Origin of the sequence: Burkholderia sp. Se-20373, from assembly GCF_017104705.1 — a bacterium.
GTDB lineage: Bacteria > Pseudomonadota > Gammaproteobacteria > Burkholderiales > Burkholderiaceae > Burkholderia.
The window spans coordinates 1-23,670 of the sequence record NZ_JAAGPH010000075.1 but is presented as its reverse complement, the minus strand read 5'-3'; the positions used below and the strand labels follow the sequence as shown (position 1 = coordinate 23,670).

At 65.3% G+C, this 23,670-nt stretch carries 26 protein-coding genes; 17 read left to right on the top strand and 9 right to left on the bottom strand.

The window, feature by feature from the left end; all coding sequences use genetic code 11:
• Positions 1-48 precede the first annotated feature (48 nt).
• Positions 49-312: an HPr family phosphocarrier protein gene (locus G3N96_RS22950; protein WP_185634221.1), complete on the bottom strand. Its 264-nt coding sequence runs from the start codon at positions 310-312 to the stop codon at positions 49-51.
• Between the two features lie 123 nt (positions 313-435).
• Here G3N96_RS22950 and G3N96_RS22945 point away from each other — a divergent pair, with 123 nt between their 5' ends.
• The 3 genes from G3N96_RS22945 to G3N96_RS22935 are packed head-to-tail and all read left to right on the top strand — an operon-like array spanning position 436 to position 1,899.
• Positions 436-678: a hypothetical protein gene (locus tag G3N96_RS22945; protein WP_206138557.1), complete on the top strand. Its 243-nt coding sequence runs from the start codon at positions 436-438 to the stop codon at positions 676-678.
• Positions 675-1,019, top strand: a complete 345-nt coding sequence (locus G3N96_RS22940) for a zinc ribbon domain-containing protein YjdM (RefSeq protein ID WP_206138556.1) — start codon at positions 675-677, stop codon at positions 1,017-1,019. The genes G3N96_RS22945 and G3N96_RS22940 overlap by 4 nt, the downstream gene beginning before the upstream one ends.
• Before the next feature lie 43 nt (positions 1,020-1,062).
• On the top strand, positions 1,063-1,899 hold the full coding sequence (locus G3N96_RS22935) for a spermidine synthase (protein ID WP_206138555.1): 837 nt from the start codon (positions 1,063-1,065) through the stop codon (positions 1,897-1,899).
• 33 nt (positions 1,900-1,932) lie between these two features.
• On the opposite strand, the gene G3N96_RS22930 is transcribed toward G3N96_RS22935, so the two are convergent.
• Together G3N96_RS22930 and G3N96_RS22925 are read right to left on the bottom strand one after the other, a co-directional pair.
• A complete protein-coding gene (locus tag G3N96_RS22930; protein ID WP_021158209.1) occupies positions 1,933-2,118 on the bottom strand; it encodes a ribbon-helix-helix protein, CopG family in 186 nt (61 codons plus the stop codon).
• Between the two features lie 87 nt (positions 2,119-2,205).
• Positions 2,206-2,964 carry a YoaK family protein gene (locus G3N96_RS22925; protein WP_089444189.1) on the bottom strand — a complete coding sequence of 253 codons (759 nt, stop codon included), beginning with the start codon at positions 2,962-2,964 and terminating at the stop codon, positions 2,206-2,208.
• A gap of 269 nt (positions 2,965-3,233) precedes the next feature.
• Between G3N96_RS22925 and G3N96_RS22920 the strand changes: the two genes are divergently transcribed.
• The 3 genes from G3N96_RS22920 (at position 3,234) to G3N96_RS22910 (ending at position 5,728) form a co-directional block, all read left to right on the top strand.
• On the top strand, positions 3,234-3,584 hold the full coding sequence (locus tag G3N96_RS22920; RefSeq protein ID WP_206138554.1) for a hypothetical protein: 351 nt from the start codon (positions 3,234-3,236) through the stop codon (positions 3,582-3,584).
• Positions 3,581-3,793, top strand: coding sequence for a twin transmembrane helix small protein (locus G3N96_RS22915; protein ID WP_006489184.1), 213 nt, complete (start codon positions 3,581-3,583; stop codon positions 3,791-3,793). The genes G3N96_RS22920 and G3N96_RS22915 overlap by 4 nt, the downstream gene beginning before the upstream one ends.
• A 492-nt stretch (positions 3,794-4,285) precedes the next feature.
• Positions 4,286-5,728, top strand: coding sequence for a sensor histidine kinase (locus G3N96_RS22910; RefSeq protein WP_206138553.1), 1,443 nt, complete (start codon positions 4,286-4,288; stop codon positions 5,726-5,728).
• A 13-nt stretch (positions 5,729-5,741) separates the two neighbouring features.
• On the opposite strand, the gene G3N96_RS22905 is transcribed toward G3N96_RS22910, so the two are convergent.
• Entirely contained in the window at positions 5,742-6,215 is a 474-nt protein-coding gene (locus G3N96_RS22905) for a thioesterase family protein (protein ID WP_124581330.1), read from the bottom strand.
• A 231-nt stretch (positions 6,216-6,446) separates the two neighbouring features.
• On the opposite strand from G3N96_RS22905, the gene G3N96_RS22900 reads away from it, so the two are divergent.
• The 8 genes from G3N96_RS22900 (at position 6,447) to G3N96_RS22865 (ending at position 14,953) form a co-directional block, all read left to right on the top strand.
• Entirely contained in the window at positions 6,447-7,385 is a 939-nt protein-coding gene (locus tag G3N96_RS22900) for a response regulator (protein WP_206138552.1), read from the top strand.
• Between the two features lie 503 nt (positions 7,386-7,888).
• Positions 7,889-8,050: a hypothetical protein gene (locus tag G3N96_RS22895; RefSeq protein ID WP_185634220.1), complete on the top strand. Its 162-nt coding sequence runs from the start codon at positions 7,889-7,891 to the stop codon at positions 8,048-8,050.
• 171 nt (positions 8,051-8,221) lie between these two features.
• Positions 8,222-9,151, top strand: coding sequence for a TauD/TfdA family dioxygenase (locus G3N96_RS22890; RefSeq protein ID WP_206138551.1), 930 nt, complete (start codon positions 8,222-8,224; stop codon positions 9,149-9,151).
• Positions 9,152-9,197: 46 nt separating this feature from the next.
• Entirely contained in the window at positions 9,198-10,229 is a 1,032-nt protein-coding gene (locus G3N96_RS22885) for an ABC transporter substrate-binding protein (protein ID WP_206138550.1), read from the top strand.
• A 64-nt stretch (positions 10,230-10,293) separates the two neighbouring features.
• Positions 10,294-11,280 carry an ABC transporter ATP-binding protein gene (locus G3N96_RS22880; RefSeq protein WP_206138549.1) on the top strand — a complete coding sequence of 329 codons (987 nt, stop codon included), beginning with the start codon at positions 10,294-10,296 and terminating at the stop codon, positions 11,278-11,280.
• A complete protein-coding gene (locus G3N96_RS22875) occupies positions 11,277-12,164 on the top strand; it encodes an ABC transporter permease (RefSeq protein WP_089429657.1) in 888 nt (295 codons plus the stop codon). The genes G3N96_RS22880 and G3N96_RS22875 overlap by 4 nt, the downstream gene beginning before the upstream one ends.
• A gap of 167 nt (positions 12,165-12,331) precedes the next feature.
• A complete protein-coding gene (locus G3N96_RS22870) occupies positions 12,332-13,549 on the top strand; it encodes an acyl-CoA dehydrogenase family protein (protein ID WP_206138548.1) in 1,218 nt (405 codons plus the stop codon).
• 42 nt (positions 13,550-13,591) lie between these two features.
• On the top strand, positions 13,592-14,953 hold the full coding sequence (locus G3N96_RS22865) for an LLM class flavin-dependent oxidoreductase (RefSeq protein ID WP_206138547.1): 1,362 nt from the start codon (positions 13,592-13,594) through the stop codon (positions 14,951-14,953).
• 2 nt (positions 14,954-14,955) lie between these two features.
• On the opposite strand, the gene G3N96_RS22860 is transcribed toward G3N96_RS22865, so the two are convergent.
• From G3N96_RS22860 to G3N96_RS22845, 4 genes are all read right to left on the bottom strand, one after another.
• Complete coding sequence (locus G3N96_RS22860) at positions 14,956-16,143, bottom strand: LLM class flavin-dependent oxidoreductase (protein WP_206138546.1); 1,188 nt, start codon at positions 16,141-16,143, stop codon at positions 14,956-14,958.
• A 109-nt stretch (positions 16,144-16,252) separates the two neighbouring features.
• A complete protein-coding gene (locus G3N96_RS22855) occupies positions 16,253-16,777 on the bottom strand; it encodes a cytochrome c (protein ID WP_206138545.1) in 525 nt (174 codons plus the stop codon).
• Positions 16,770-18,044 carry a sulfite dehydrogenase gene (gene soxC, locus G3N96_RS22850; RefSeq protein ID WP_206138544.1) on the bottom strand — a complete coding sequence of 425 codons (1,275 nt, stop codon included), beginning with the start codon at positions 18,042-18,044 and terminating at the stop codon, positions 16,770-16,772. The genes G3N96_RS22855 and soxC overlap by 8 nt, the downstream gene beginning before the upstream one ends.
• A 131-nt stretch (positions 18,045-18,175) precedes the next feature.
• Complete coding sequence (locus tag G3N96_RS22845; RefSeq protein WP_124581307.1) at positions 18,176-19,360, bottom strand: porin; 1,185 nt, start codon at positions 19,358-19,360, stop codon at positions 18,176-18,178.
• A 483-nt stretch (positions 19,361-19,843) separates the two neighbouring features.
• On the opposite strand from G3N96_RS22845, the gene G3N96_RS22840 reads away from it, so the two are divergent.
• Together G3N96_RS22840 and G3N96_RS22835 are read left to right on the top strand one after the other, a co-directional pair.
• Positions 19,844-20,188 carry a DUF3088 domain-containing protein gene (locus G3N96_RS22840; RefSeq protein ID WP_089498660.1) on the top strand — a complete coding sequence of 115 codons (345 nt, stop codon included), beginning with the start codon at positions 19,844-19,846 and terminating at the stop codon, positions 20,186-20,188.
• 46 nt (positions 20,189-20,234) lie between these two features.
• Complete coding sequence (locus G3N96_RS22835; protein ID WP_206138543.1) at positions 20,235-21,233, top strand: ABC transporter substrate-binding protein; 999 nt, start codon at positions 20,235-20,237, stop codon at positions 21,231-21,233.
• 135 nt (positions 21,234-21,368) lie between these two features.
• Here the strand turns inward: G3N96_RS22835 and G3N96_RS39325 are convergent, their stop codons facing one another.
• Positions 21,369-21,926 carry a hypothetical protein gene (locus tag G3N96_RS39325; protein WP_241022782.1) on the bottom strand — a complete coding sequence of 186 codons (558 nt, stop codon included), beginning with the start codon at positions 21,924-21,926 and terminating at the stop codon, positions 21,369-21,371.
• Positions 21,927-22,140: 214 nt separating this feature from the next.
• Between G3N96_RS39325 and G3N96_RS22825 the strand changes: the two genes are divergently transcribed.
• Positions 22,141-23,262, top strand: a complete 1,122-nt coding sequence (locus tag G3N96_RS22825) for a DUF2827 domain-containing protein (RefSeq protein ID WP_206138542.1) — start codon at positions 22,141-22,143, stop codon at positions 23,260-23,262.
• The last annotated feature ends 408 nt before the right edge of the window (positions 23,263-23,670 follow it).

Below are 23,670 nucleotides of genomic sequence, written 5' to 3'. Positions count from 1 at the left end.
AGGGGATTCGGGGTGGGCGGGATGCCGTGACATCGGGTGGCGCGCCGGTCAGCGCGCCTGCAGCACGGGCAGCAGCGCCTGCAGGGCTGCCTCCTCGTCGGGGCCGGTGGCCAGCACCTGTGCGGACGTGCCGCCGTGCACCTGCAGCGCCGCGACGGCGGCGCTGTCCTTCGCATCGCTGCTGATCCCGTTCGCGATCAGCAGGATGTCGCTTTCGAAGCCGCGCGCCGCGTCGACGACTGCTGCTCGTGCGGCGTCGCCGCGGTTGCGGTTCCACGCGGGGCCGATTTCAACGTACACAACGGTTGCCACGATGTCGGAGAGCCTCTGGACGGAACGTCGGGATCGGTGTGCAGCGCCGGGCCGGCGGTGCGCCAGGCACGCGAGAAACGCGCTTTCCGCATGACTCCGGACGGCCGGCAGCGCAGCCGGGGCATGTGCATCCTGCATTCATGTGCCGGCATTCTCGGTGAAACTGGCGGCAAGTCCGGCGAATGGCGCGAAAACGCCGATTATAATACAGCAGCCAAGATATGTGTATTGCATTATAATGCCGTGTGCTCCGGAGGCGGCTCGCCGACCCGTCGGCGCGTGCCGTCAGGCGGGCCGGGCGACGTTGCCGGCGCGCCCGGCCTTTTTATCGACGACTCAACTCCCCCTGAATGGAAGCCGCAATGAACGCCGCCCCCGCCTGCCCGCAATGCGCGATGGACAACACTTACCCGGACGGCACGCTGACCGTATGCGCGGACTGCGGCCATGAATGGTCGGCCGGCGCCGGCACCGAAACGGGCGACGAACCGGCGGGCGACGTCGTCAAGGACGCCAACGGCAACGTGCTGTCGGATGGCGACTCGGTCGTGCTGATCAAGGATTTGCGCGTGAAGGGCTCGTCGATCACGCTTAAGATGGGCACCAAGGTCAAGAGCATCCGGCTCGTCGGCGGCGATCACGAGGTCGACTGCAAGACCGACATGGGTGGCTTCATGCTGAAGGCCTGCTACCTGAAGAAAGTCTGAGCGCGCACGCTCCAATCGTCCGTCAGCAATCGACTGCCCGTTCATGGCCGAGGATCGAATTTCCTACGACGCGTTCGTCAGGTTCCTGGCGACGCCGCTCAACGACGGCCGGCCGTTCGTGCTGGAGACGCAGCACGCGCTTTCGCTGCACTTCGACCATTTCGGCACGCAGAGCTTCATGTCGCTCCGGGATCCGGGCCGGCTCGAGCTCGGCTACACGCGCGTGATGATGGGCTTTCTGCTGCTGCAGTCCGAGCCCGCGCACATCTGCATGCTCGGGCTCGGCGGCGGTTCGCTGGCGAAGTACTGCTACCGGCACTTGCCCGGCGCGACGATCGACGCGGTCGAGATCAACCCGGACGTGATCGCGCTGCGTGACGTTTTCAGGATTCCCGCTGATGACGGCCGGTTCACGGTGGTATGCGCCGACGGCGCGGATCATCTGGACAGGGCGGATGTCCGGACGGACGTGATCCTGCACGACGCGTTCGTCGCCGACGGCATGCGGGGCCGCTGTACGGGCGCCGCATTCCTCGCCGCATGTCACGCGCGCCTGAGCGAAAACGGCGTGCTGGCAATCAACTTCATGGACGACGATCCCGCGCTGCCCGAGCATCTCGAGCAGTTGCGCTCCGTATTCGGTGCGTCGTATACGCTGGCGCCGTGCGGCGACGACAACAACTTCGTCGCGTTCGCATGGAAGGGTGGCAGCCGGCTGCCGTCGCTGCGGATCCTGCTCGAACGCGCACTTGCGTGTGCACGGGCCGGCGAGCTCAAGCTGGCGGCCACGGCGAGGCGGATGAAGGCCGGGGAGAGCGTCGACCCGCAGCGGCTGGTGATGCGTGCGCAGCCGCACGGGCGATGGGAGATCGGCGCGTAGCCTGCAGGCAGGCGCGGCCTGTCCGGCCGGCCGTTACTTCACGCGCTTGCCGAGCGCGCTCTTGGTCTTGTACGTTACGCCGTGGCGGTCGAGATACTCGCGGATCAGTTGCCGCACGACTTGCGACGGCGTGAGATCCTGCTCCGCGCAGAGCATCTCGAAAGCTTCCTTTTTCGCGGGATCGATCAGGACGGTCAGGCGGGCGGTTTTCGTTTCCATTGCGAGGCGAGGGTGGTCGGTATGTTAATCAAATTATAATCGATCCGCCTTCGGCGCCACCGCCGAAAGCGCGCGCCCGGTGCGCGATCAGCGCCTGCTGCGGAGCAACACGAGCAGATCGTCGATCACCGGCACGATCGCGAGCGTGACGAGCACCGCGGCAAGCGGCACAGTCGACACGTAGCCGACATGCTTGAAGCCGATCGCGCCGGCCAGGCCGCCGATGAAGAACGACGCGAGCATCGTCGCGTGAATCCGCAGTTTCGAGCGGTTGGCGATGACCGCATGCGCGTCGACGTCGACCGCCGACCGGTTCCAGTAGAACAGCTTCCCGAGCTCGATGCCGAGGTCGGTCACGATGCCGGTCATGTGCGTCGTGCGGATCTCCGCGCCCGACAGCTTCGTGATCGTCGCGTTCTGCAGCCCCATGATGAAGCACAGCAGCGTCACGGTCACCGGCACGAAGAAGGTTTCCCACAGCGCGAGGTGGCTGCCGAGCAGCCCGAACAGGAGCAGCAGCGCGGCCTCGACCAGCAGCGGCAGCATGTACTGGCTGTGCAGGCCGCGACGGCGGCCCCAGTTGACGAGGATCGCCGAGCAACTGGCGCCGATCAGGAACGACCCCAGCGAACTGATGCCGGCCAGCGCGAGCCGCACGTCGCCGAGCGCCGCCTGGTCGGCGATCGCCGACACGATGCCGCTCATGTGCGACGTGTATTGCTTGACCGCGAGGAAGCCGCCGGCATTGGCCGCGCCGGCGACGAACGCCAGCGAAAACCCGAGCTGACGGTTCGCGGTCGCGCTGCGGTGTTTTCCCGTCAGGTTTCGAAAGTACTGCGCTGGCATAGGGGCTCAGGGGCTTCGCTCAATCGCCGCGGGTCGCGGGCATGGACATGACGACCGGTACCGGACGGCAGGGCGGGCACGCCGCCTGCGCACAGGTGCCGGTCTCTCGAATCATGTGATGAACATGATAATGCCATTATCATACTCTGTTAGTCGAATAGGGCTTTCAGTACAATGTCATCCGGCGCGGCCCGACTGCGGCCCGATTGCGGTTTCGCTGCCGCACGGCCGCGCCGCCCGCATTCGCGATCACTTCTGCCCACCGTTTCATGACCCCGATCAAGTTCATCCTTCGCTATACGGCGATCCCGTTCACGGCCATCGTGGCTGTGGTGATCTGGACTGTCATACCATCGTCGCAAGAGATCGATGCGAGACAATATGCGGCGCTGTCGCGCGCGTATGCGAGTTTCCCGCTGCCGTTCCGGCGCGAGATCTCGGAAACGATGGACCACGGCCGGATCAACGACCGGCGCTACCAGGCGCTCGTGCGCGATTCGCTGGGCAATGGCGTCGCGCTGGACTGGCCGGCGTCGGGCGTCGGCGCGCTCGCCGACGAGCGGCACAAACTGGCCGAACTGATTCAGGCCGATTCCGATCTTCAAGGGCATCACCAATGAAAACTCTGCTGGTTTCCGTGGCATTCGCGATGATCATCGCGAGCCTGATCTTCGCGCTGTATTTCATGAATCACGATCGCGGCAAGTCCAAGCGGATGGCATGGTCGCTCGCGGCACGCGTCGGGCTGTCGGTCACGCTGTTCCTGTCGCTGCTGATCGCTTACAAGCTGGGCTGGATCGAGCCGACCGGGTTGCCGATCGGGCGCTGAAAGGCGAACGCCCCGTTGCATGCGGGGCGTTTGCGCAAATGCGAGTTCGGCTCTCTAATACGGCTATTGTGATAAGAAAACTTATCGTTATGATTCGGATGTGCGATCCAAAATCAGGTTTCGCACGACGCGCGACAGAGACTGCCCACGCCGCAACGGCAGCGCGGAGGAGTTGACACGGGTCTTCGCAAGACAACGACCGGTGACAACGTGCATTCGCGACGTGCAGCCGCATGAACTCACGAGGCTTTCGCACCTTCCGGCCAACGTTGAACGGCGAGGTGACAAGCTTGCTTCGCAAACCGCGACAATTTCATTCTGGTCAACGCTACCCGCCACACTGCATCGCGCGAGCAACAGTCGTGATGCGCGGCGGCCCCGTGGACAAACCCGCCGCGCTCGCACGCCCCGCGCGGCGTGCTACTCTCGCGAACGGCACCGGCCAGGACAGTTCAGTGGTGCGCGACCCGTCAACATGCTGGATTCACGCATATGTACTCGATCTTGCCTGCGTTCGTATCTGCGTTGTTTCTCGGGTTCGGCCTTTACGTGCTGGCCACCAAGGGGTTCACGCGGGTATCCGTCCCGTTCGCCCTGATGTGCGCGACGACCTTCGTCTGGCAGGGAACGTGGGCCTTCCTGTTCCAGACGACCGACGCGGACGTCGCCAACGTGTTGGTCAAGGCAGGCTATCTGTTCATCCTTTTTCTGCCGACGACCTTCTATCATTTCGTGACGGAAATCGTGTCGCGTCGGGACGAGCGGCCGATCATATTCGCGTCCTACGGACTCTGCGTCCTGCTGGCCGTGCTGCTGGTCACGAGCAATGCGGTCGTCGATGGATTCCGCCCGCATTTCTTTGGCCCGTATCCCAAGGCGGGCCCGCTGCATCCGTTGCACGTCGTGCAGACGGTACTCCTGGTCTGCCGCAGCGGTTGGCTCCTGATCGAGGCAAGACGTCAGGGGCGGGCGCGAGACGTCCGGCAGTTGCTCGCGCAATGCCTCGTCAGCCTCGGCCTCTACTCGCTCGCGGCGACCGACTATGCGGTGAACTACGGCGTCGACTTCTATCCGGTGGGGGTGCTGTTCATCGCGATCAGTCTCGGGATACTCGCGACGTCGATCGTCCGCTATGGGCTGATGGGCCCCTATCTTCTTGCCGCGACGGTCGCGCACGAAGTGGCCACGCCGCTGGCGGCGATCGGCCTGCACGCGGACGAGCTGCGCTCAGTCCTGCCGGTGCTGGTGCGCGGCTATCGGTTGGCGGTCGAGCACCGGTTGTGCGCCGACGGTTTGTATCCCGGGCAGCTGGAGCGGCTGCCGACGCTCGCGTCGTCGATCCGGCGCCAGGTCGATACCACGAGTACGGTAGTCGAGATGTCCCTGGCGTCCTTTACGCTGGACCGGCTCGATCGTCACAGTTTCGCGGCCTATCCGATACGGGCCTGTGTCGACGCCGCCGTGGATCGCTTTCCGTTCCGTCCGGGTGAGCGGGACCGCGTATCGGTCGACGCGATCGATACGGACATCCGTTTTTTCGGCTCCGACTCGCTCGTGATCTTCGTCATCTTCAATCTGCTGAAAAACGCCCTGTACGCGATCCATGCAAACGGCCGTGGGCAGATCGAGATCGACGCGCATCGCAGCAACGGTTACTGCGTGGTGCGTTTCAGCGATACGGGCCCGGGCATCGCCCCCGATGTGCTCCCTCAAATCTTCGACGCCTTTTTCTCGACCAAGTCGCACGGTCGCGGCGCCGGCATGGGCCTGAGTTTTTGCCGCCGCGCATGTGAAGCGCTCGGTGGCACCATCACGTGTGAATCCGTCCCCGGCGTCCGGACCACGTTCACGATCCGGCTGCCGGAGCCCGGTGCGCCGGCGGACCCGACATTGAACGGTCCGCCGGCGCTCCCCCCGCGCTATCGCATCGGGTAGGGCGGTCTCACATTCAGTTCGCGCTGGACGGCAGGATCAGCTCATACGCCTTGACCCGCTCGATGATGCCCGGCGGAAACCGGCGGATCCGCTTGTCGGAGCCGGCAAACACGATTTGCTGATACCCCAGCGACACCTGCCGCCCGTCAACGTAGAAGCGAAACAGCAGATAGGCCGAGCATTGCCGAACCTCGAACGTATTGAGAAAGCAATCCACGCGCTGGAACGGAAACGTCTCGTGGACGTATTCCTGATGCGCGCGCTTCGTCACGAACGCCCCGCCGGCCCCCATCAGGTTGTTGTGGATGCATTCGTGAAACCAGCGTTCACGGCACACGCCCTGCCATTCGAAATAGCGTGCGAAATAGGTATTCATGAAGGCATTGGAATCCTTGAGGTAAATGTCGACCACATGGTGGAAGGTTTTCTCGGAAAGATGGGCCGTTTCGTTGGAAAGGACGTGAAGAATCGCGTCTCGCGTCAACATGGATAACTCCTTGAATCGCTACTGGCGGTAGCGGCGCATTCCTTCAACGAGAAGGAATGGCCCGATTCTCCCCGTGCAATTCCGCTGAGCGGCGTGGTTGAAACGTGCCGAATTGTCAGATGAGGAATAGTTGATGTGCGTCCCACTTTCGCCGGATAATTGCCGCGATAATCATTCGCGGTAAAGCGTCTCCGATACCGCATCTTTTTCTGCTGATTTATCGAGACTCTTATGCAACCCTTCGTTAGGCAGCCGGTGCTTTACCCCGTGTCCGTGGTATTTGTCGACGACAATCCGGATTTCCTGCAGGCGCTGCGGGGCGCATTTCCGGACGAACGCCTGAACCACTTTTTTACGCACCCGCGGGCGGCGCTCGACTTCGTGTCGTCGCGTGACGCGGAGCGTCCCCCCACGGCTGCGCACTATTTCGGTGCGGAAAAAACAGGCGGGAATGCGATCGGCGAGGATGCGCTCGCCGATCCTGCCCGATTCGAGGCGGTGGGCGCGGTGGTCGTCGACTATTCGATGCCGGAGGTCGACGGCATCCAGTTTCTGACTTCCATCCGCAACGCGAACTGCATGAAAATCCTGCTCACCGGCATCGCCGACGAGCGCGAGGCGGTGGCCGCGTTCAACGCGGGACTGATCGATTGCTATCTGAAGAAAACCGACGTCGAGATGGCGCGCAAGCTGGCAAGCGTGCTGGACGACGCGAAACGCAAGTGCTGCGCGGCCCGCGGGCACATCAGCCTGCATGAAGCGGGGGCGACCTACCGGGATCCACGCATCGGCAAACTGATCGATGAGGTGGCCGCGCGGGAAGGCATCGTCGAATACTACTGGCGCCCGAATCAGGACGCGGTGCTGATGTTCGATGCCGTCGGCACACCCAGCGTATTTCTCGCCTGGAGCGAAGAGGACTGGTCGTTCCACTGCGATATCGTGTCCGACGCGGGCGGACCGGCCGAATTGCGCCAAGACATGGAAGCGCGCCGCATCATGCCGCTATTCTGGCCCTCTCAGGCCTATCGACCGGGCCTCCCGGACATTCGCTGCACGGTCCCGCTCCCCGTTCCGGGATGGCACGGCACGTTTTATAGCTGGCTCCGTCTGGATGATCCGATCACCGAGGGCGAACTGCCTACATTGGCCAAATGGCGTCACGCGTAAAGGATCGTCCGCTCATTTCCAAACGGGCGGTGCTGTCGTCGACTCGGTAGCCACTCGAATTGGAACAATCCCTGTCAATGTTGTCAGTTATCAGCGGCGCGGGATTTTGTTTCAATACGCACCTTGTTCCGAGGGCCGCCCAATATTCCAATAGACGGCACATCCGTTCAGTGCAGACCGTTGACCAACGGTCTGCACGCGCTTCCGATATCGATCGATTCTCGATCTGATATTGCCATCACGCTTCACAAAAGCTGCAGCGACAAACGATCCGCGAATTTCCGACTGGTGCGTTGAAGCGCGTTTTCACGGCGCGTCGATTGAGCTCGTTCGCCGCATTGCGTCCGCCGGGCGCGTCATGCATTGAAATGGACGCACTCTGGCGCCCAACGCCATTCATACGGGCCGGAATGCGGCAATCGAACTGAAATCGACATCTGCCGGGAATCGCCCCCCGAAGCCTGCGCTTCCTGAACTGGGCCTTCGCGGTCGACGACCAGCGCGTGTACTACCGGACCAACACGAACCTGGCCGTGTGCGAAGGCGTCGATCGCGCGAGCGTGGAAGCCGTGCCGCCGTTACGCATCCGCGACAAGAACGGGCTGATCGACATCCGGTATCCGGAAGGTGCCGTGCACGTATCCGACCCTTCGACGGCGTCGTGACGGCCGCCGCGATCGGCCGCTTTCACACGTGAGCCCGCCGCCCGCCGCTACGCCGTATGCGGGAGCAGCGATCTTTATCAGCGCAGCAGATAAACGTATCGGAATCGCTTCGTTGACGCCGTCCGGCACGCACTCGTAGATTCGCTTTTTGACCGAATCTGGGGCCGTGCCGTGACGACTACCGCCATCCGCGACGACGCATCGCTTTCCGCCGGGCATCCGCCCGCATCGCGGCCGCACGTTGCGGCGCAGCACTTCGACATCGTGCCGTTCGATGCGCCGCTCGGTGCCGAAGTGGTCGGCCTCGACGTGTCGCAACCGCTCGACGCCGGCGACTTCGCGCGCATTCATCGCGCGCATCTCGACCATCACGTGCTGGTGTTTCGCGACCAGCGCATCACGCCGGACGAGCACATCGCGTTCAGCCGCCGCTTCGGCCCGCTGCAGATCCACGTGCTGCACCAGTTCGCACTCGCCGGCCATCCGGAGGTGCTGATCGTGTCGAACGTCGTCGAGAACGGCAAGCCGATCGGGCTCGGCGACGCGGGCCATTTCTGGCACTCCGACCTGTCGTACAAGGAGAAGCCGAGCCTCGGCTCGCTGCTGCATGCGCAGGAACTGCCGGCCGAAGGCGGCGACACGCTGTTCGCGAACATGCATCTCGCGTGGGACACGCTGCCGGCCCATCTGCGCCGCGCGGTAGAAGGGCGGCGCGCCGAGCATACGTATCTCGCACGCTATGCGGAGCTGCAGGCGCGCAGTCCGTGGCGTCCGAACCTGTCGCCCGAGCAGATCGCGCAGGTTGCCGCGGTCGTGCATCCGGTCGTGCGCACGCATCCGGAAACGGGCCGCAAGGCGCTGTTCGTCAGTGAGCATTTCACGACGCGCATCGTCGGGCTGCCCGACGACGAAAGCCGCGCGCTGCTCGACGAGCTGTTCGCGCACAGCGTGCGTGCCGAGCATGTGTACCGGCACCCATGGCGCGAGCACGATCTCGTGTTCTGGGACAACCGTTCGCTGGTGCATCTCGCCGCCGGCACGCCCGACCACCTGCGCCGCAAGCTGTACCGCACGACGATCGAAGGCGACGCGCCTTTCTGAGCCACGTGCCGCGTCACTCTTCCGCCCCATCCTGACTGGAGTTCCGATGCCGTTTCCGTTTTTGCCGGCGCGCCGCGCGCTGGCGGCCGCACTGACCGCAGCGCTCGCGTTCGCCGGCGCACTCGCCCCGCAAGCCGCGCACGCGGAAGGCCGCATCCGCATCGCCGAGCAGTTCGGCGTCGTCTACCTGATGCTGAACGTCGCGCGCGACCAGCAGTTGATCGAAAAGGAAGGGCGCAAGGCCGGCCTCGACATCAAGGTCGACTGGGTCCGGCTGTCCGGCGGCGCGGCCGTGAACGACGCGCTGCTGTCCGGCGCGGTCGACATCGCGGGCGCGGGCGTCGGGCCGCTGCTGACCGTATGGGACCGCACGCGCGGCCGGCAGAACGTGAAGGGTGTCGCGTCGCTCGGCAATTTCCCGTACTACCTCGTCAGCAGCAACCCGAACGTGAAGACGATCGCCGACCTGAGCACGAAGGACCGCATCGCGGTGCCGGCGGTCGGTGTGTCGGTGCAGTCGCGCGTGCTGCAGTACGCGGCCGCGAAGCAGTGGGGCGACAAGCAGTTCGACAAGCTCGACGCGCTCACGCAGGCGATTCCGCATCCGGACGCGACGGCTGCCATTCTGGCGAACAGCAGCGTGATTACCGGCCACTTCGGCAATCCGCCGTTTCAGGAGCAGGAACTCGCCGGCAACCCGAATGCGCACATCGTGCTGAATTCCTATGATGTGCTCGGCGGCCCGAGCTCCGCGACGGTGCTGTATGCCACCGAGAAATTCCGCGACGACAACCCGAAGACCTATCGCGCATTCGTTGCCGCGCTGGCCGATGCCGCGCGCCAGATCGCGGCCGATCCCGAGCGCGCGGCCGATACCTATATCCGCGTGAACGCATCGAAGATCGATCGCGCGCTGCTGCTGAAGATCCTGCGCAATCCGCAGGTGCAGTTCAAGACCGCGCCGCAGAACACGCTCGCGCTCGCGCAGTTCATGCACCGCACCGGTGCGATCCGCAACGAACCGAAGTCGTGGCGCGACTACTTCTTCGACGATCCGGCGACGGCCGGCGGCAGCTGAGCGGAGCCGCTTCGACGCCGCGATCGACGCTTATGCGTCGGTGCGGTTTCGATATGGGCAATCGATGGTTGGTCCGCGAACGGTCTGGCCGCATGCTGATGCTTTACCCGCAAGAGATTCGATCGTGAACGCCACTTCTCCCCGAACCTGGCTGCCGCCGTATGCGGCACGCGGCGGCGCGGCGCCTGCCGGCTACCCCGCGCCCGACGCGCAGGTTGCCCGGCCTGCGCCGGATGCCGCGCAGGCCCGCGCGCACAGTGAACGCCTGCTCGCCATCGACCGCGTGAACCTCGAATACCGCAGCGGCGCGCGGATCGTGCGCGCGACCCACCAGGTCAGCTTCGACGTGTATGGCAGCGACCGCTTCGTGCTGCTCGGCCCGTCGGGGTGCGGAAAGTCGACGCTGCTGAAGGCGATCGCCGGCTTCATCGAGCCCGTATCGGGTTCGATCGCGCTCGACGGTCGGCCGGTGCGCGGGCCGGGGCCTGACCGCGTCGTGGTGTTCCAGGAATTCGACCAGTTGCCGCCGTGGAAGACGGTCGTCGAAAACGTCGCGTTCCCGTTACGTGCCGCCGCAAGGCTGTCGCGCGCCGAAGCACGGGCGCGTGCGCTGCATTATCTCGACAAGGTCGGGTTGAGCGGGTTCGCCGACGCCTATCCGCACACGCTGTCGGGCGGCATGAAGCAGCGCGTCGCGATCGCGCGCGCACTGGCGATGCAGCCGCGCGTGCTGCTGATGGACGAGCCGTTCGCCGCGCTCGACGCGTTGACGCGCCGCAAGATGCAGGAGGAACTGCTGCGCCTGTGGGACGAATTCCGTTTCACGCTGCTGTTCGTCACGCATTCGATCGAGGAAGCGCTCGTCGTCGGCAACCGGATCCTGCTGCTGTCGCCGCATCCGGGCCGCGTGCGTGCGGAACTCAACAGCCACGAGCATTCGCTCGACGACGTCGACACCGGCGACTTCCGCGACAACGTCGCGCGGATCCATCGCCTGCTGTTCGATACCGACACGACCCGCGCCCCGACGACGGAGGAAGCCGCATCATGAGCACGATCGATCCGGCCCTGCCGCCGCTGCCGCCCGTGCGCGCCGAATACGAACGCACGCTCGACACGCTGCCCGACGCCGAACGTGCCGTGCCGGCGCCGCTGTGGCGTCGCGTCGCGGGGGCGGGATGGTTTCGGCGCAGCGTCATCGCACTCGTGCTGATTGCCGCATGGGAGATCGTCGCGCGCATCGTCGCGAACGATCTGCTCGTGCCGACCTTCGGCGCGACGCTGGCCGCGTTCGTGCAGGGCATCGAGTCGGGCGAACTGCTGGTGAAGACGGGCATCTCGCTGTCGGTGCTGCTGCGCGGCTACGCGCTGGGCGTGTTCTTTGCATTTGCGCTGACATCGCTCGCGGTATCGACGCGCATCGGCCGCGACCTGCTGGCGATGCTGACGTCGATGTTCAATCCGCTGCCGTCGATCGCATTGCTGCCGATCGCGCTGCTGTGGTTCGGGCTCGGCACCGGCAGCCTGCTGTTCGTGCTCGTGCACGCGGTGCTGTGGCCGCTCGCGCTCAGCATGTATACGGGCTTCGCGGGCGTGCCGGCCACGCTGAAGATGGCGGGGCGAAACTACGGCCTCACGGGCCTGCGCCAGATCGCGCTGATCCTCGTGCCGGCCGCGCTGCCGTCGATCCTGTCGGGCCTGCGCGTCGGCTGGGCATTTGCGTGGCGAACGCTGATCGCCGCCGAGCTGGTATTCGGCGCGAGCGCGGGCCAGGGCGGGCTCGGCTGGTACATCTTCCAGAACCGCAACGAGCTGTATACGGATCGCGTGTTCGCCGGCCTCGCGGCCGTCATCGTGATCGGCCTGCTCGTCGAGAACCTCGTGTTCGACACACTCGAACGCGTGACCGTGCGGCGCTGGGGCATCCAGCACTGATGTCACCGCACGCGGCAATTCCCGGCGCCTGCATAACGTAAGCTGAAATCGGCTTTTCACGCGCGCCGGGTGCGTCCCTATACTTGGCGGTGCTGCGCATGCGGCGGTTCGCGCATGCCGCGATCGCGCTGCGCAGCGCCCGATCTTCCCGAACAAGGACTTGCCGAATGACTGCCCGTGATGCCGTCGATCCGCGCGACGCGTTGCGCGACGCGCTTGCCGCGCTACCCGATCTAGCGAACGCGATCGGGCAGGATGCCGCGCAACGCGAGGCGCGTCGCGAACTGCCGTTCGAGGGGTTTGCGATCTTCCGGCGTTCCGCGCTGGGCGTGCTGCGGATTCCGGTGGCGCGCGGCGGCCTCGGCGGCACGCTGGTCGACCTGTTCGACACGATCGCGACGCTGGCCGCCGCCGATTCGAATCTCGCGCACGCGCTGCGGATCCACTACGACCAGATCGAGACGCTGCGGCTGTCGCCGCGCACGCCGTTCAACGACGTGCAGCTCGAGCGGGCGCTGGCCGGCGCGATCTTCGGCGGCGCGTCGACCGAGCGCGGCACGTCGCGGCCCGGCGAGAACACCACGGTGCTGCGTCGGGACGGCGATCATTATCGCGTGACGGGCCGCAAATACTATTCGACCGGCACCGCGTTTGCCGATTTCGCGCGCATCAACGTGGAGAACGAGCAGGGTGACGCGGTCGCCGTGATCATTCCCGTCGCGCGGGACGGCGTGCAGGTGCTCGACGACTGGGACGGCATGGGCCAGCGCATGACCGCGAGCGGCAGCCTGTTGCTGAACGACGTGCAGGTGTTCGCGGATGAGGTGGCCGCACGCAACGGCTCGACGCTCGTCGGCCGCCATTGCGGCGCGCTGCGGCAGTTGCATCTCGTCGCGACGGGGGCGGGCATCGTGCGCAACGTCGTTGCCGATGCGCGCCGCTACGTGCTCGCGCACGGCCGCCCGGTGCTGCACAGCCCGGCGCCGACCGCGCGCGACGATCATTTCATCCAGCAGGTCGTCGGCGAGCTGTCCGCGCACAGCCACGCGATCGACGGGCTCGTCCGTGAAAACGCGCGGGCGCTCGACCGTTCCGCCGACGCGATCGAAGCCGGCGACGCCGACGCGCATGCCCTTGTGCTCGACAGCGCGCTCGCCACGGCACGCACGCAGCTCATCGTCAGCAAGCTGGCGCTGCATGCGGCGGAGAGGCTGTTCGAAGTCGGCGGCGCATCGGCGACGGCGCGCGAACACAACCTCGACCGGCACTGGCGCAACCTGCGCACGATCTTCAGCCACAACCCGCTGCTGCACAAGGCGCGCGTGATCGGCGACTACGCGCTGAACGGCGTGACGACGCACCTGACCGAAGGCCGCGTGTTCTGACCTGGCCGCGCGCGCGGCCCTCCTTTTCGGAAACCCTTCCCGATGACGACCCGCACCGGACACCTGCATCTCGGCGCATTCCTGTACCCGACCGGCCATCACATCGCCGCGTGGCGCCACCCTGGTTCGCAGGCCGACGCGGGCGTCGATTTTCGCCACTACGTGCGGCTTGCCCAGGCGGCCGAGGCCGCGAAGTTCGATCTCGTGTTTCTTGCCGACGGCGTGGGCACACGCGGCGACGACGTCGAGTTCCTGAGCCGCACCGCGCACAGCTACGTCGCGCAGTTCGAGCCGCTGACGCTGCTGTCGGCGCTCGCGGCCGTCACCGAGCGGATCGGCCTCGTCGGCACCGCGTCGACGAGTTTCAACGAGCCGTTCCACATCGCGCGCAAGTTCGCTTCGCTCGACCACATCAGCGGCGGCCGCGCAGGCTGGAACCTCGTCACGTCGTCGAGTGAGCACGAGGCGCGCAATTTCAATCGCGACGCCCATTTCGAGCACGCCGAACGCTACGCGCGTGCGGAGGAGTTCGCGGATGTCGTGCTTGGCCTCTGGGATAGCTGGGACGACGATGCATTCGTACGCGATCGCGCATCGGGCCGCTTCTTCGATCCCGGCAAGCGCCACGTGCTCGACCATCGCGGCCGCTTCTTCCAGGTCCGCGGGCCGTTGAACGTCGCGCGGCCGCCGCAGGGGCACCCGGTCGTCGTGCAGGCCGGTTCGTCGCCGGCCGGTACGCGGCTGGCCGCGCGCACGGCCGAAGTGATCTTCACCGCGCAGCAGACGCTCGACGACGCAGTCGCGTTTTATGCGGACGTGAAGGGCCGGCTCGCGGCGTTCGGCCGCGATCCCGATACGCTGAAGATCATGCCGGGCGTGTTCCCGGTGGTGGGCCGTACCGAGAGCGAAGCGAGGGAGAAATTCGACGCGCTGCAGTCGTTGATCGACCCGGCGGTCGGGCTCGCGCTCGTATCCGGCCTCACCGGTGGATTCGACCTGTCCGCGTATCCGCTCGACGGCCCGATTCCGCCGCTGCCGGAGACCAACGCCAGCAAGAGCCGGCAGGCACTGACGATCGAGCTCGCGCGCCGCGAAAACCTGACGATCCGCGAACTCTATTTGCGTATCGCGGGCGCGCGCGGCCACTGGCAGCTCGTCGGCACGCCGGAACAGATCGTCGACCAGCTCGAAGAGCGCTTCGTGCGTTACGGCGCGGACGGCTACAACGTGATGGCGCCGACGTTGCCCGGCGGCCTCGACGATTTCATCGCGCTGGTGCTGCCCGAGTTGCGCCGCCGCGGGCTGTTTCGCAACGACTATGTGGGCCATACGCTGCGCGAGCATCTGGGGCTGCGGCGGCCCGTACGCCGCGCCACCGCCGCCCGTACCGAAACGGCCGCCTGACGTCAGCGCCGCAAACCTGCATCGCGCAGGAGCGGCAGCACGCGCTCGCCGAAGAAGTCGAGATCGGGCTTGAAGTCGTAGAAGCTCAATTGGACGCCGTCGATGCCCGCGCGATGCAGCCGCACGATCGTATCGGCGACTTCCTCGGGCGAGCCCGTGATCGAGATATTGCCGCCGATCGCGCGCGCGGCCGCCTGAGAGCGCTGGTCGAAGCCGCCGCGCCACGCATGTGCATCGCTGTCGAAGCGATGAAAGCTGCCTTCATCCGCGTGCGCGACGATTGCGTCGCGGTACGCGCGCGCTTCGGCCGCCGTTTCGCGGCAGATCACGAGCGGGTTGAGCAGCGTGCGGATCGCCCGGCCGCGCGCAGCAGCAGCGGCCTTCACACGTGCCGTATGCGCGGGCAGGGCCTCGAGCGCGCGTTCGGCATCCGGGCCGGCCGGGCTCGTGACGAATACGATGTCCGAATAGCGTGCCGCGAAGTCGATGCCCGCATCGGAGCCCGTCGCGTTGATCAACAGCGGGCGACCGTAGTGCGGCTTCGGCGTCACGAATGCGCCGCCCAGCCGCCAGCTCGACAGCGCCGGCGTGAAGCTGAAATTGTCCGGTTGCGCCCACAACTGCTGGACCGCCTCGAGAAACTCGGCCGCCATTTCGTAGCGCCGATCGTGTTCGATCCGGTTCCAGCCGAACATCTCGTGCTCGATTGCGCGGTGGCCGGTCACGACGTTGATGCCCCAGCGCCCGCGCGAGATGTGATCGAGCGTCGCGGTGAATTTCGCGAAATGCAGCGGATGCCATGGCCCGTAGAGCACGTGGCTCGTCGCGACGAGGATGATCCGTTCGGTACGCGCGGTCAGCGCGGCCAGCGTCATGAACGAGTCGAGCGCCTGGCCGTCGAACACGCCGCCGTAACCGCCTTTCGGCAGCCACTGCGACAGCGCGAACACGAGATCGAAGCCGAGTGCCTCCGCGCGCGCGACCAGGTCGGCGTTGTAGTCGAAGGTCCAGTCGGTCGTGCGCGGCAGCGTCGACGCGCTCCAGCCGCCGGCCTGGATCGGCAGGAACAGCCCGAGCATCAGCGGCTGCGCGAGGACGCGCGACACCGGGCTGTCGGGGAAATCCGCCGGCGAGCGGACGTCGACGAACGGCGACTGCTCGACCGGAGCGGCGAGGGAGGTATCGCTCATGATGGTTTCCTTGCGGATTGGGCACGTACCGGGCGACGACGGCGCGCACGTGCGGCGGCGGATCGCGTGTGTGCCGTGCACGACGGGCCTGCGAGTGGATCGAGCAGCGTCATAGCGTGCCGGGCCTCGGATCGGGCACGAACCCGTCGCGGTTCGGCATCCGCACGCGTGGCAGCGTGCGCGCGTCGAGCCGTGCATCGCCGGCCACGATGCCGTTCAGATGGAGCACATACGCGGTGACCGCATAGACTTCGTCCGCGCTCAGCGATTGCGGCGCGTTGTACGGCATCGCGCGGCGGATGTAGTCGAACAGCGTCGTCGCGTACGGCCAGTAGCTGCCGACCGTCTTTTTCGGCTTGGCGCTCGCGAGCGAGCCGATGCCGCCGACGAGCGGATCGCCGACGCCGCCTTCGCCGCCGGCGCCGTGGCACATCGCGCATTTGTCCGCGAACACGTGAGCGCCGCGCGCGACCGTGCCCGAGCCGGGCGGCAGGCCGCTGCCGTCGGGCGCGACGTCGATGTCCCACGCCGCGAGCGCCGCACGGTCGACCGGCTGGCCGAGACCGTAGCCCGCGCCGAATGCGCTCGGAACCAGCAGGGATGCGGCGAGCAGGCAGGCAAGCGGCTTACGCATTGCGCACCTCGCCGTCCGCGCCGACGTGCCAGTTCTGGATGCCGTTGTAGTGGTACTGCGAATTGACGCCGCGCACGGCAACGAGTGCCTCGCGGGTCGGCTGCACGTAGCCGGTGTCGTCGGTGGCGCGGCTTTGCAGGTCGGCGGGCTCGCCGTTCCAGATCCAGTCGGCTTCGAAGCGCGTCAGCGCGCGATCGCGCACGTCGCCGGCGAGTCGGGCGGGCCGCCACGTGCGGCCGCCGTCGGTCGAGACGTCGACCGCGCGAATCCGGCCGCGTCCCGACCACGCGTAGCCGCCGATCGGGTAATAGCCGTGCGCGGCGAGCCGATGGCCGGCCGACGGCCGCGTGATGACCGACTTCGCATCCATCTCGAACACGAACTGGCGCGCGCAGCCGCCGGGCAGCAGGTTCGTGTATTTCGACGTTTCATCGCGCGTCATCTCCGGCGCGCGCACCAGCTTCAGCCGCCGCAGCCACTTGATGTTCGTGTTGCCTTCGAAACCCGGCACGATCAGCCGTACCGGATAACCGTTCTCGGGGCGCAGCCGTTCGCCGTTCTGCGCATAGACGACGAGCGCACGCTCGATGATCCGGTCGAGCGGCAGGCTGCGTGTCATCGCCGCGCCGTCGGCGCCTTCAGCGAGCAGCCAGCGTGCGTCCGGATCGATGCCGGTTTCGTCGAGCAGCGTCGACAGCCGAACGCCCGTCCATTCGCAGCACGACAGCAGCCCGTGCGTGAACTGCACGGGCTGCCCGCTCGGGCCGTTCCATTCGCTGCCGGTGTTGCCCGAGCATTCGAGGAAGTGGATCCGCGACTCGGACGGAAAGCGCAGCAGGTCGTCGATCGTGAACACGCGCGGCTCGCGCACGAGGCCGTGCACGACGACGCGATGACGCTGCGCATCGATCTCCGGCACGCCCGTATGATGACGCTCGTAGACGAGGCCGTTCGGCGTGATGTCGCCGAACAGGTCGGCGAGCGGCGTCATCGACGAGCCCGAGCCGGGCAATGCCGGCGTGCGGGCGCTGCGGCGGATCACGTCGCCTTCGTGCGGCCCCGGCATGCCGTAGGGTGGTGACAATAGCGGCGCACCCGGGCCGCGGGTCCAGGGCGGCACGTCGAGCGGAGAGAGCGGGGCGAGCGGCTGGCTCGCCAGCGCGCCGCCGGCAGGCAGCATCGCTGACGCCCATCCGCCGGCGAGCCGGCGCAGTGCCGCGCGCCGGCCGCTGCGCGGTGGATGGGGCGGGAAACGGGAGTCGGTCATGGTCGAACGCGTATCGTGCGCCGGGGCAGCGCGCGGGGAAACGCCCATTCTCGGCAACCGGACCCGGCGCGACAAACAACGATTCCCGCTTTGCTTATCGCACCACGCTGCACCGCGCCCGATGCGCGCCGTCAGAACTTCACGCGCAGCCCGCTGACGAACGCGACCTGGCGGTTCGTCGACGACGCGCTGCCGATGTTCGAGATCGCCGCGATCTTGCGATAGCCGCCCGACGTTGCCGTGCTCGCATCGCCGGCCGCGAGCTGGTAGATGCCGGACAGGTAGATATCGGTGCGCTTCGACAACGCATAGTCGAACCCGAGCGTGAACTGGTGCCAGCGCGGCTTCAACGTCTGGCCGCCGGTGCCCGGCAGGCCGCTCGCGCGCCCGTCGGTGAACGTGTAGACACCGATCAGCGTGGCGGCCGGCGTGAGCTGGTAACGCGCGTTCACGTCGTAGTTGTTGAACTTGCGCGACGAGCCGTCGAGATAATCGAGCTGCGTGTGGCTCCACGCGAAGCCCAGCGTCGCACGGCCGAGCGCGTAGTTCGCGCCTGCCACGCCGATCTGCTGCTTGAGCACGCCGCCGTTCAGCCCGTAGAAGAATCCGCCGCTGTAGTCGTTGCCGGTGGTGGAGGTCGCACCGCCCACCGCGCCGCTCGTATTCGACGTCGAATTCGGATGATTGATGCGGACATAGCCGGCGCCCACCGACAACGGGCCGTTCACGTAGTTCGCCGACGCGCCCCACGCGTTGTTGTTCGAGAACCCGGTGCCCGCGCCCCCGTTGGCCTGGTTGCTGAACGCATAGAGCAGGTCGGCCGTGAAGCCGGCGATCGTGTCGCTGCGGAACTTCACCGCGTTGTTCAGCCGGAAGCTCTGGTTCATGTTGTCGTTGTCGCCCACGTGCGTGGCCGGCGACCAGAAGCCGGACCCCGAGTACTGCGCAACGAGGTCGGTGATCGGCTCGTACTGGCGGCCGAAGGTCAGCGTGCCGAGCCCCTTGCTGGCGAGGCCCACGTATGCGGAGCGGCCGAACAGGCGGCCGCCCTGGCCGAGCCCGCCGTCGCTCGGCCGGAACCCGCTTTCGAGCGTGAAGACCGCCTGCACGCCGCCACCGAGATCTTCCACGCCTTTCAGGCCCCAGCGGCTGCCGCTCAGCTTGCCGCTCGTCTGCTGGATGTTGCTCGCGCCACCCTGATTGTTCGTATAAGCGAACCCGGCATCGACGACGCCGTACAACGTGACCGAACTCTGCGCATGCGCGCTGACCGAACCGATCGAAACCAAACCCAGGACTACCGATTTTTTGATCATGACTATCCTCTTTTTTATGGGTACATCTGCGAGGATCACGATCCTATTGATGACGGCGGTGCCGGCGAACGGTCGATCCGTGGTTTGCAAATTGCAGCGCGGCCGATTTGCAATATGCGTTGCCGCAAGCCCCGCATGTGCGCCGCGATCGCGTCCGGCACCCACGCTGCGACGAACGTATCGCGCGAACGGCGAACGTCGGGCACCGGATACACGCGGGCGCCGTCATATCGATCTCTGAAATCGTTCGATGTGCGCACTACCTGCGGCCCGGCGCGCGATGTTTTTACGCAACGCCGGCTGTGCGGCGGGCGCCCGATGCGCTACGCGCGGCCGCATATCGATTCCGCAAAACGTTGGTAGGGCCATGCGACGCATGCCGGTAGAGTCGGGCATCCGGCCTCGGGCCGGCATGCGCCGGGAACGGAAGGGCGCCCAAGCGCATTCGTCCCGGCTGAACAACGAACACGGGAGCCGTCTGTCATGAGTCGCGATGTGCTGTTTCTGCTGGAACCGGGCTTTGCCGATCCGAAGCATCCGGGCCAGCGCTTCGTCTGCCCGCATGGACTGTCGATCGAGGGGCTGCTGGCGAGCGCGCCCGATCGCGCGAGTCGAATCGACGTGAAACGCGTCGGCTTCGAGCGGCCGCGGCACGCGGTGATCGACGCGCTCGACGATGCGCACCAGGGGCTGCCGGTCCTCGTGCTCGGCCGTGACCAGCCGGCGCCGGACGACGCACGGACGCTCGGCGACGTGCGCTTCGTCACCGACGCGCGCCGCATCCTCGAACTGCTGGCCGAGCGCCACGGATTTCCGGTGTTGCATTGACGCAGCGATTTTCACTTCCCGTTTGATCGACCGACAGGAGCATCCGATGTCGTCAATTTCGGCGGCACGTCGCCGTTTACTGCTTGCCGGCGCCGCGGTGGCGGCGGCGCCATGGGCCGCGAAGGCCGCGTTCGCCACGCTCGCGGTCAACGCCGATCTCGCCGGCACCACGCTGCGCGTCGCAACCTACAAGGGCGGCTGGCGCGCGCTGTTGCAGGCGGCCGGGCTGGCCGACACACCGTACCGGATCGAGTGGCGCGAGCTGAACAACGGCGTGCTGCACATCGAGGCGCTCAACGCGGATGCGCTCGACATCGGTTCGGGTAGCGAAATTCCGGCCGTGTTCGCCGCGCGACAGAAGGCCAACGTGCGGCTCATCACCCGCGTGCGCGAAGACCTGAACAACCAGGTCACGCTGGCGCGCAAGGACACGCCGATCCGCGGCATCGCGGACCTGAAGGGCAAGCGTGTCGGGTACGTGCGTGCGACAACGTCGCACTACTTCCTGTATCGCCAGCTCGCGGAGGCCGGCCTGAGCTTCGACGATATCCAGCCGATCAACCTGTCGCCGGCCGACGGCTTGTCGGCATACGATCGCGGCGACATCGACGCATGGGCGATCTACGGCTACAACGGCCAGCTCGCGCGCAATCGCTACGGTGCACGTGTGCTGAAGACAGGGAAGGGCTATCTGTCGGGCAACTTTCCGGTCTATGCGAACCCCCGCACGCTCGACGATGCGCGCCGTCGCGCGGCGACGGGCGATCTGCTGCTGCGATTCCGGCGCGCGTATGCGTGGGCGAACGGGCATTTCCGCGACTATGCGCTCGCGCAGAACAGCGAGACGCGCGTGCCGGTCGCCGATCTCGTCGCGATGTTCGACCAGCGCAGCGAAGACTACGCGCTGCTGCCGGTGACGCCCGACGTGGTGGCGCAGCATCAGCAGGTCGCGGACGTGTTCGCGCGGATCGGTGTGCTGGACGGGCCGGCCAATGTCGCGCCGCTGTGGGATACGTCGTTCAACGCGCTGGTCGCGGCGACGTGATCGAGGGCAATGAGAAGACGGCCGGGTGAGTGGGGGATTGAGCGGCACACGCGCTTTCGGGAAACGCTGCTTTCCCTTCGTGAGCGAGGCTTCACACCCTGCGCAGGCCGCGACGGGAGATTTTTCTCGACCGGATCAGGCGAATGTCGTCGCGACCATGATGCCGAACACGACGCCGATCGCGATTCCGCACAGCCGGCCGTAAATCGATGCGCGTACGTTGTCGTCGAGCACGAACGGCGAGCGTTTGTGCTTCCATACCGTGCTGAATGCGACGGGGCGCGTCAGCAGGGTGATGCACGCGATCAGCACCGGCGTCGCGATGAGCATCGCGATGCGCGGCCCGTTCCAGTCGACGCCGTGCATCGCCAGCGAAACGATCGCGGCAAGCGGAACCTCGACGCACAGGCCCAGCAACGAACCGTTGACGAATGAATCTCCGGGGGACTGGAACATGATCGGTCCTGGCGTGCGGATGAAATCGGCGCCCGGCTCGAGCTCCCGACGATAAAAACCATGGCTGTTGCCCAAGGTCGCTCGACCGCGTTCGACATCAGCCAGGATGACGGGCGGATAGTACGGCAAATCATTCGCACGTAGGCGGGTATTCAAGCTATTTAACAAACGTCCCGAGGTGGGCGCGCGTGAAGGCTGCGTGATCGACCTGGCTGCAGGGCATTGCCGTTCCGGCACGAAATATGATCCGTACGAGGCTATCGGGGAGTGGATCTCGCGCGTTCGCAGATCTGGCGTAGGCGCGGATTGATCGCGCCAACCATCGCGGCCGAGGAAGCAGGGTTCACCGTGCCGAACCGCGTGTCATATTTTGACAGTTCTTGACAGCTCGAGACGAGGGCAGCGCTATGATCTAACTCCTTATTGGATGGGCACCCCGGAGAACCTCCCCATGAGTTTGGCACGCTCGCTCAGCATCGGTATCACGATTGGCCTTCACCACGCGGCAGAGAGTCTCTGGGTCAACGGCATCAAGCAGAACGCCTTGTATCTGATGAAGCTCCTTCAACACTCGCCTCTTGGCCATCAGGTCACCCTCGTCAACACCACGAACGTCAAGATCACGCCGGAACTTCCGTGGGATACCACGCAGTATCCGATACGCTCGTTCGACGATGCGAAAGACTCGCTCGATGTGCTGATCGAACTGGGGGGGCAAATCGACCAGCAGCAAACCGCGTATCTGCAGGCACGCGGTACAAAAGTCGTGAGCTACTGCTGCGGTCCGGAATACGTGCACATGATGCAGGCGATGATTTTTGGCCGACGGCATGCGGAAACGGTATTCATCAACCAACGTTACGATCAGGTGTGGATCATCCCGCAAGTTGTCGATACCAGCGCGAGCTACTTCAGCGTATTACGGCGCCAGCCGGTTCGTGAAGTCCCGTTCGTTTGGGACCCGATGTGCGTCGAAGAGCGATCGGCAGCACTCCCGCATCGTGGGGAGTATCGTCCAACCGGGCAACCGAAGCGCCTCTCCATCATGGAGCCGAATATCGACGTGACGAAGTTCTGCCTCTATCCGCTCTTGATCGCAGAACTGGGCTATCGAAAATTTGGCGAAAAGATAGCTTATGTGCACGCGACGAACACGGAGCATCTTGCAAAAAACAGCCCCGAATTTGTCGGAATCGCGCACCACCTCGACCTGGTGCGAGATTCAAAAATAAGCTTTGTCGGCTATTACAACACCCCTCAATTTCTTTCCGAATTCACCGACATCGTAATATCCCATCAATCAGGGCTCGCACTGAATTACTTTTATTTCGATGTTTGCTGGAACGGGTATGCATTGATTCATAACGCATACCTGTGTCGTGAACTTGGTTATTTTTATAATGAACAGGATGCGGAGGAAGGTGCCCAGCAACTCGGGCAGGCGATCGATTCGCACGATGAGAAATGGGTTGACTACAAGTATCGGCAGCGTGAATTTATCGGTGGATTTCTATCGACAAATTCGAAGCAAATCGAGTCGTATGACAGGCTCCTGATCGGTCTTTTTGAGTAAATTCACGACATTTCATTGGGAGAACGGGTAAGCCGGAGAATGCATATGCCATTTCCGATATCGGTGTGCTCCAGTCTCCCAATGCCGCTTGCCGATACAACTGCATGGACCTTTACCACGGCGTATCGCGATAGCTGTTGGACAACCGCTCACCGCATGCAGCCGGCAGCAACACCTACACGGGCCGTCCGAGTGTTCCAGCGAGGTGGGCCGGTCCCGTGTCCACGGCAATCGACAAATATCCTTTATTTGACATAATGCGTATGATCAATTTTTTGCGTTGTAGCAGCCATATCCTAATGTCGTGTTCTGGCTATTTACAGATGTCGTGTTTTTGACTGCTGGCATGCTGGACGGCTCGTTGAGCGAGCGCGGAGCCGACCATGCAGCCAGCCGGATTGGTGACAC

Coding starts and splice junctions, on each gene's coding strand:
- G3N96_RS22945 (WP_206138557.1), top strand. CDS start 436: ATGTGCATCCTGCATTCATGTGCCGGCATTCTCGGTGAAACTGGCGGC.
- G3N96_RS22940 (WP_206138556.1), top strand. CDS start 675: ATGAACGCCGCCCCCGCCTGCCCGCAATGCGCGATGGACAACACTTAC.
- G3N96_RS22935 (WP_206138555.1), top strand. CDS start 1,063: ATGGCCGAGGATCGAATTTCCTACGACGCGTTCGTCAGGTTCCTGGCG.
- G3N96_RS22930 (WP_021158209.1), bottom strand. CDS start 2,118: ATGGAAACGAAAACCGCCCGCCTGACCGTCCTGATCGATCCCGCGAAA.
- G3N96_RS22925 (WP_089444189.1), bottom strand. CDS start 2,964: ATGCCAGCGCAGTACTTTCGAAACCTGACGGGAAAACACCGCAGCGCG.
- G3N96_RS22920 (WP_206138554.1), top strand. CDS start 3,234: ATGACCCCGATCAAGTTCATCCTTCGCTATACGGCGATCCCGTTCACG.
- G3N96_RS22915 (WP_006489184.1), top strand. CDS start 3,581: ATGAAAACTCTGCTGGTTTCCGTGGCATTCGCGATGATCATCGCGAGC.
- G3N96_RS22910 (WP_206138553.1), top strand. CDS start 4,286: ATGTACTCGATCTTGCCTGCGTTCGTATCTGCGTTGTTTCTCGGGTTC.
- G3N96_RS22905 (WP_124581330.1), bottom strand. CDS start 6,215: ATGTTGACGCGAGACGCGATTCTTCACGTCCTTTCCAACGAAACGGCC.
- G3N96_RS22900 (WP_206138552.1), top strand. CDS start 6,447: ATGCAACCCTTCGTTAGGCAGCCGGTGCTTTACCCCGTGTCCGTGGTA.
- G3N96_RS22885 (WP_206138550.1), top strand. CDS start 9,198: ATGCCGTTTCCGTTTTTGCCGGCGCGCCGCGCGCTGGCGGCCGCACTG.
- G3N96_RS22880 (WP_206138549.1), top strand. CDS start 10,294: ATGGTTGGTCCGCGAACGGTCTGGCCGCATGCTGATGCTTTACCCGCA.
- G3N96_RS22875 (WP_089429657.1), top strand. CDS start 11,277: ATGAGCACGATCGATCCGGCCCTGCCGCCGCTGCCGCCCGTGCGCGCC.
- G3N96_RS22870 (WP_206138548.1), top strand. CDS start 12,332: ATGACTGCCCGTGATGCCGTCGATCCGCGCGACGCGTTGCGCGACGCG.
- G3N96_RS22865 (WP_206138547.1), top strand. CDS start 13,592: ATGACGACCCGCACCGGACACCTGCATCTCGGCGCATTCCTGTACCCG.
- G3N96_RS22860 (WP_206138546.1), bottom strand. CDS start 16,143: ATGAGCGATACCTCCCTCGCCGCTCCGGTCGAGCAGTCGCCGTTCGTC.
- G3N96_RS22855 (WP_206138545.1), bottom strand. CDS start 16,777: ATGCGTAAGCCGCTTGCCTGCCTGCTCGCCGCATCCCTGCTGGTTCCG.
- soxC (WP_206138544.1), bottom strand. CDS start 18,044: ATGACCGACTCCCGTTTCCCGCCCCATCCACCGCGCAGCGGCCGGCGC.
- G3N96_RS22845 (WP_124581307.1), bottom strand. CDS start 19,360: ATGATCAAAAAATCGGTAGTCCTGGGTTTGGTTTCGATCGGTTCGGTC.
- G3N96_RS22840 (WP_089498660.1), top strand. CDS start 19,844: ATGAGTCGCGATGTGCTGTTTCTGCTGGAACCGGGCTTTGCCGATCCG.
- G3N96_RS22835 (WP_206138543.1), top strand. CDS start 20,235: ATGTCGTCAATTTCGGCGGCACGTCGCCGTTTACTGCTTGCCGGCGCC.
- G3N96_RS22825 (WP_206138542.1), top strand. CDS start 22,141: ATGAGTTTGGCACGCTCGCTCAGCATCGGTATCACGATTGGCCTTCAC.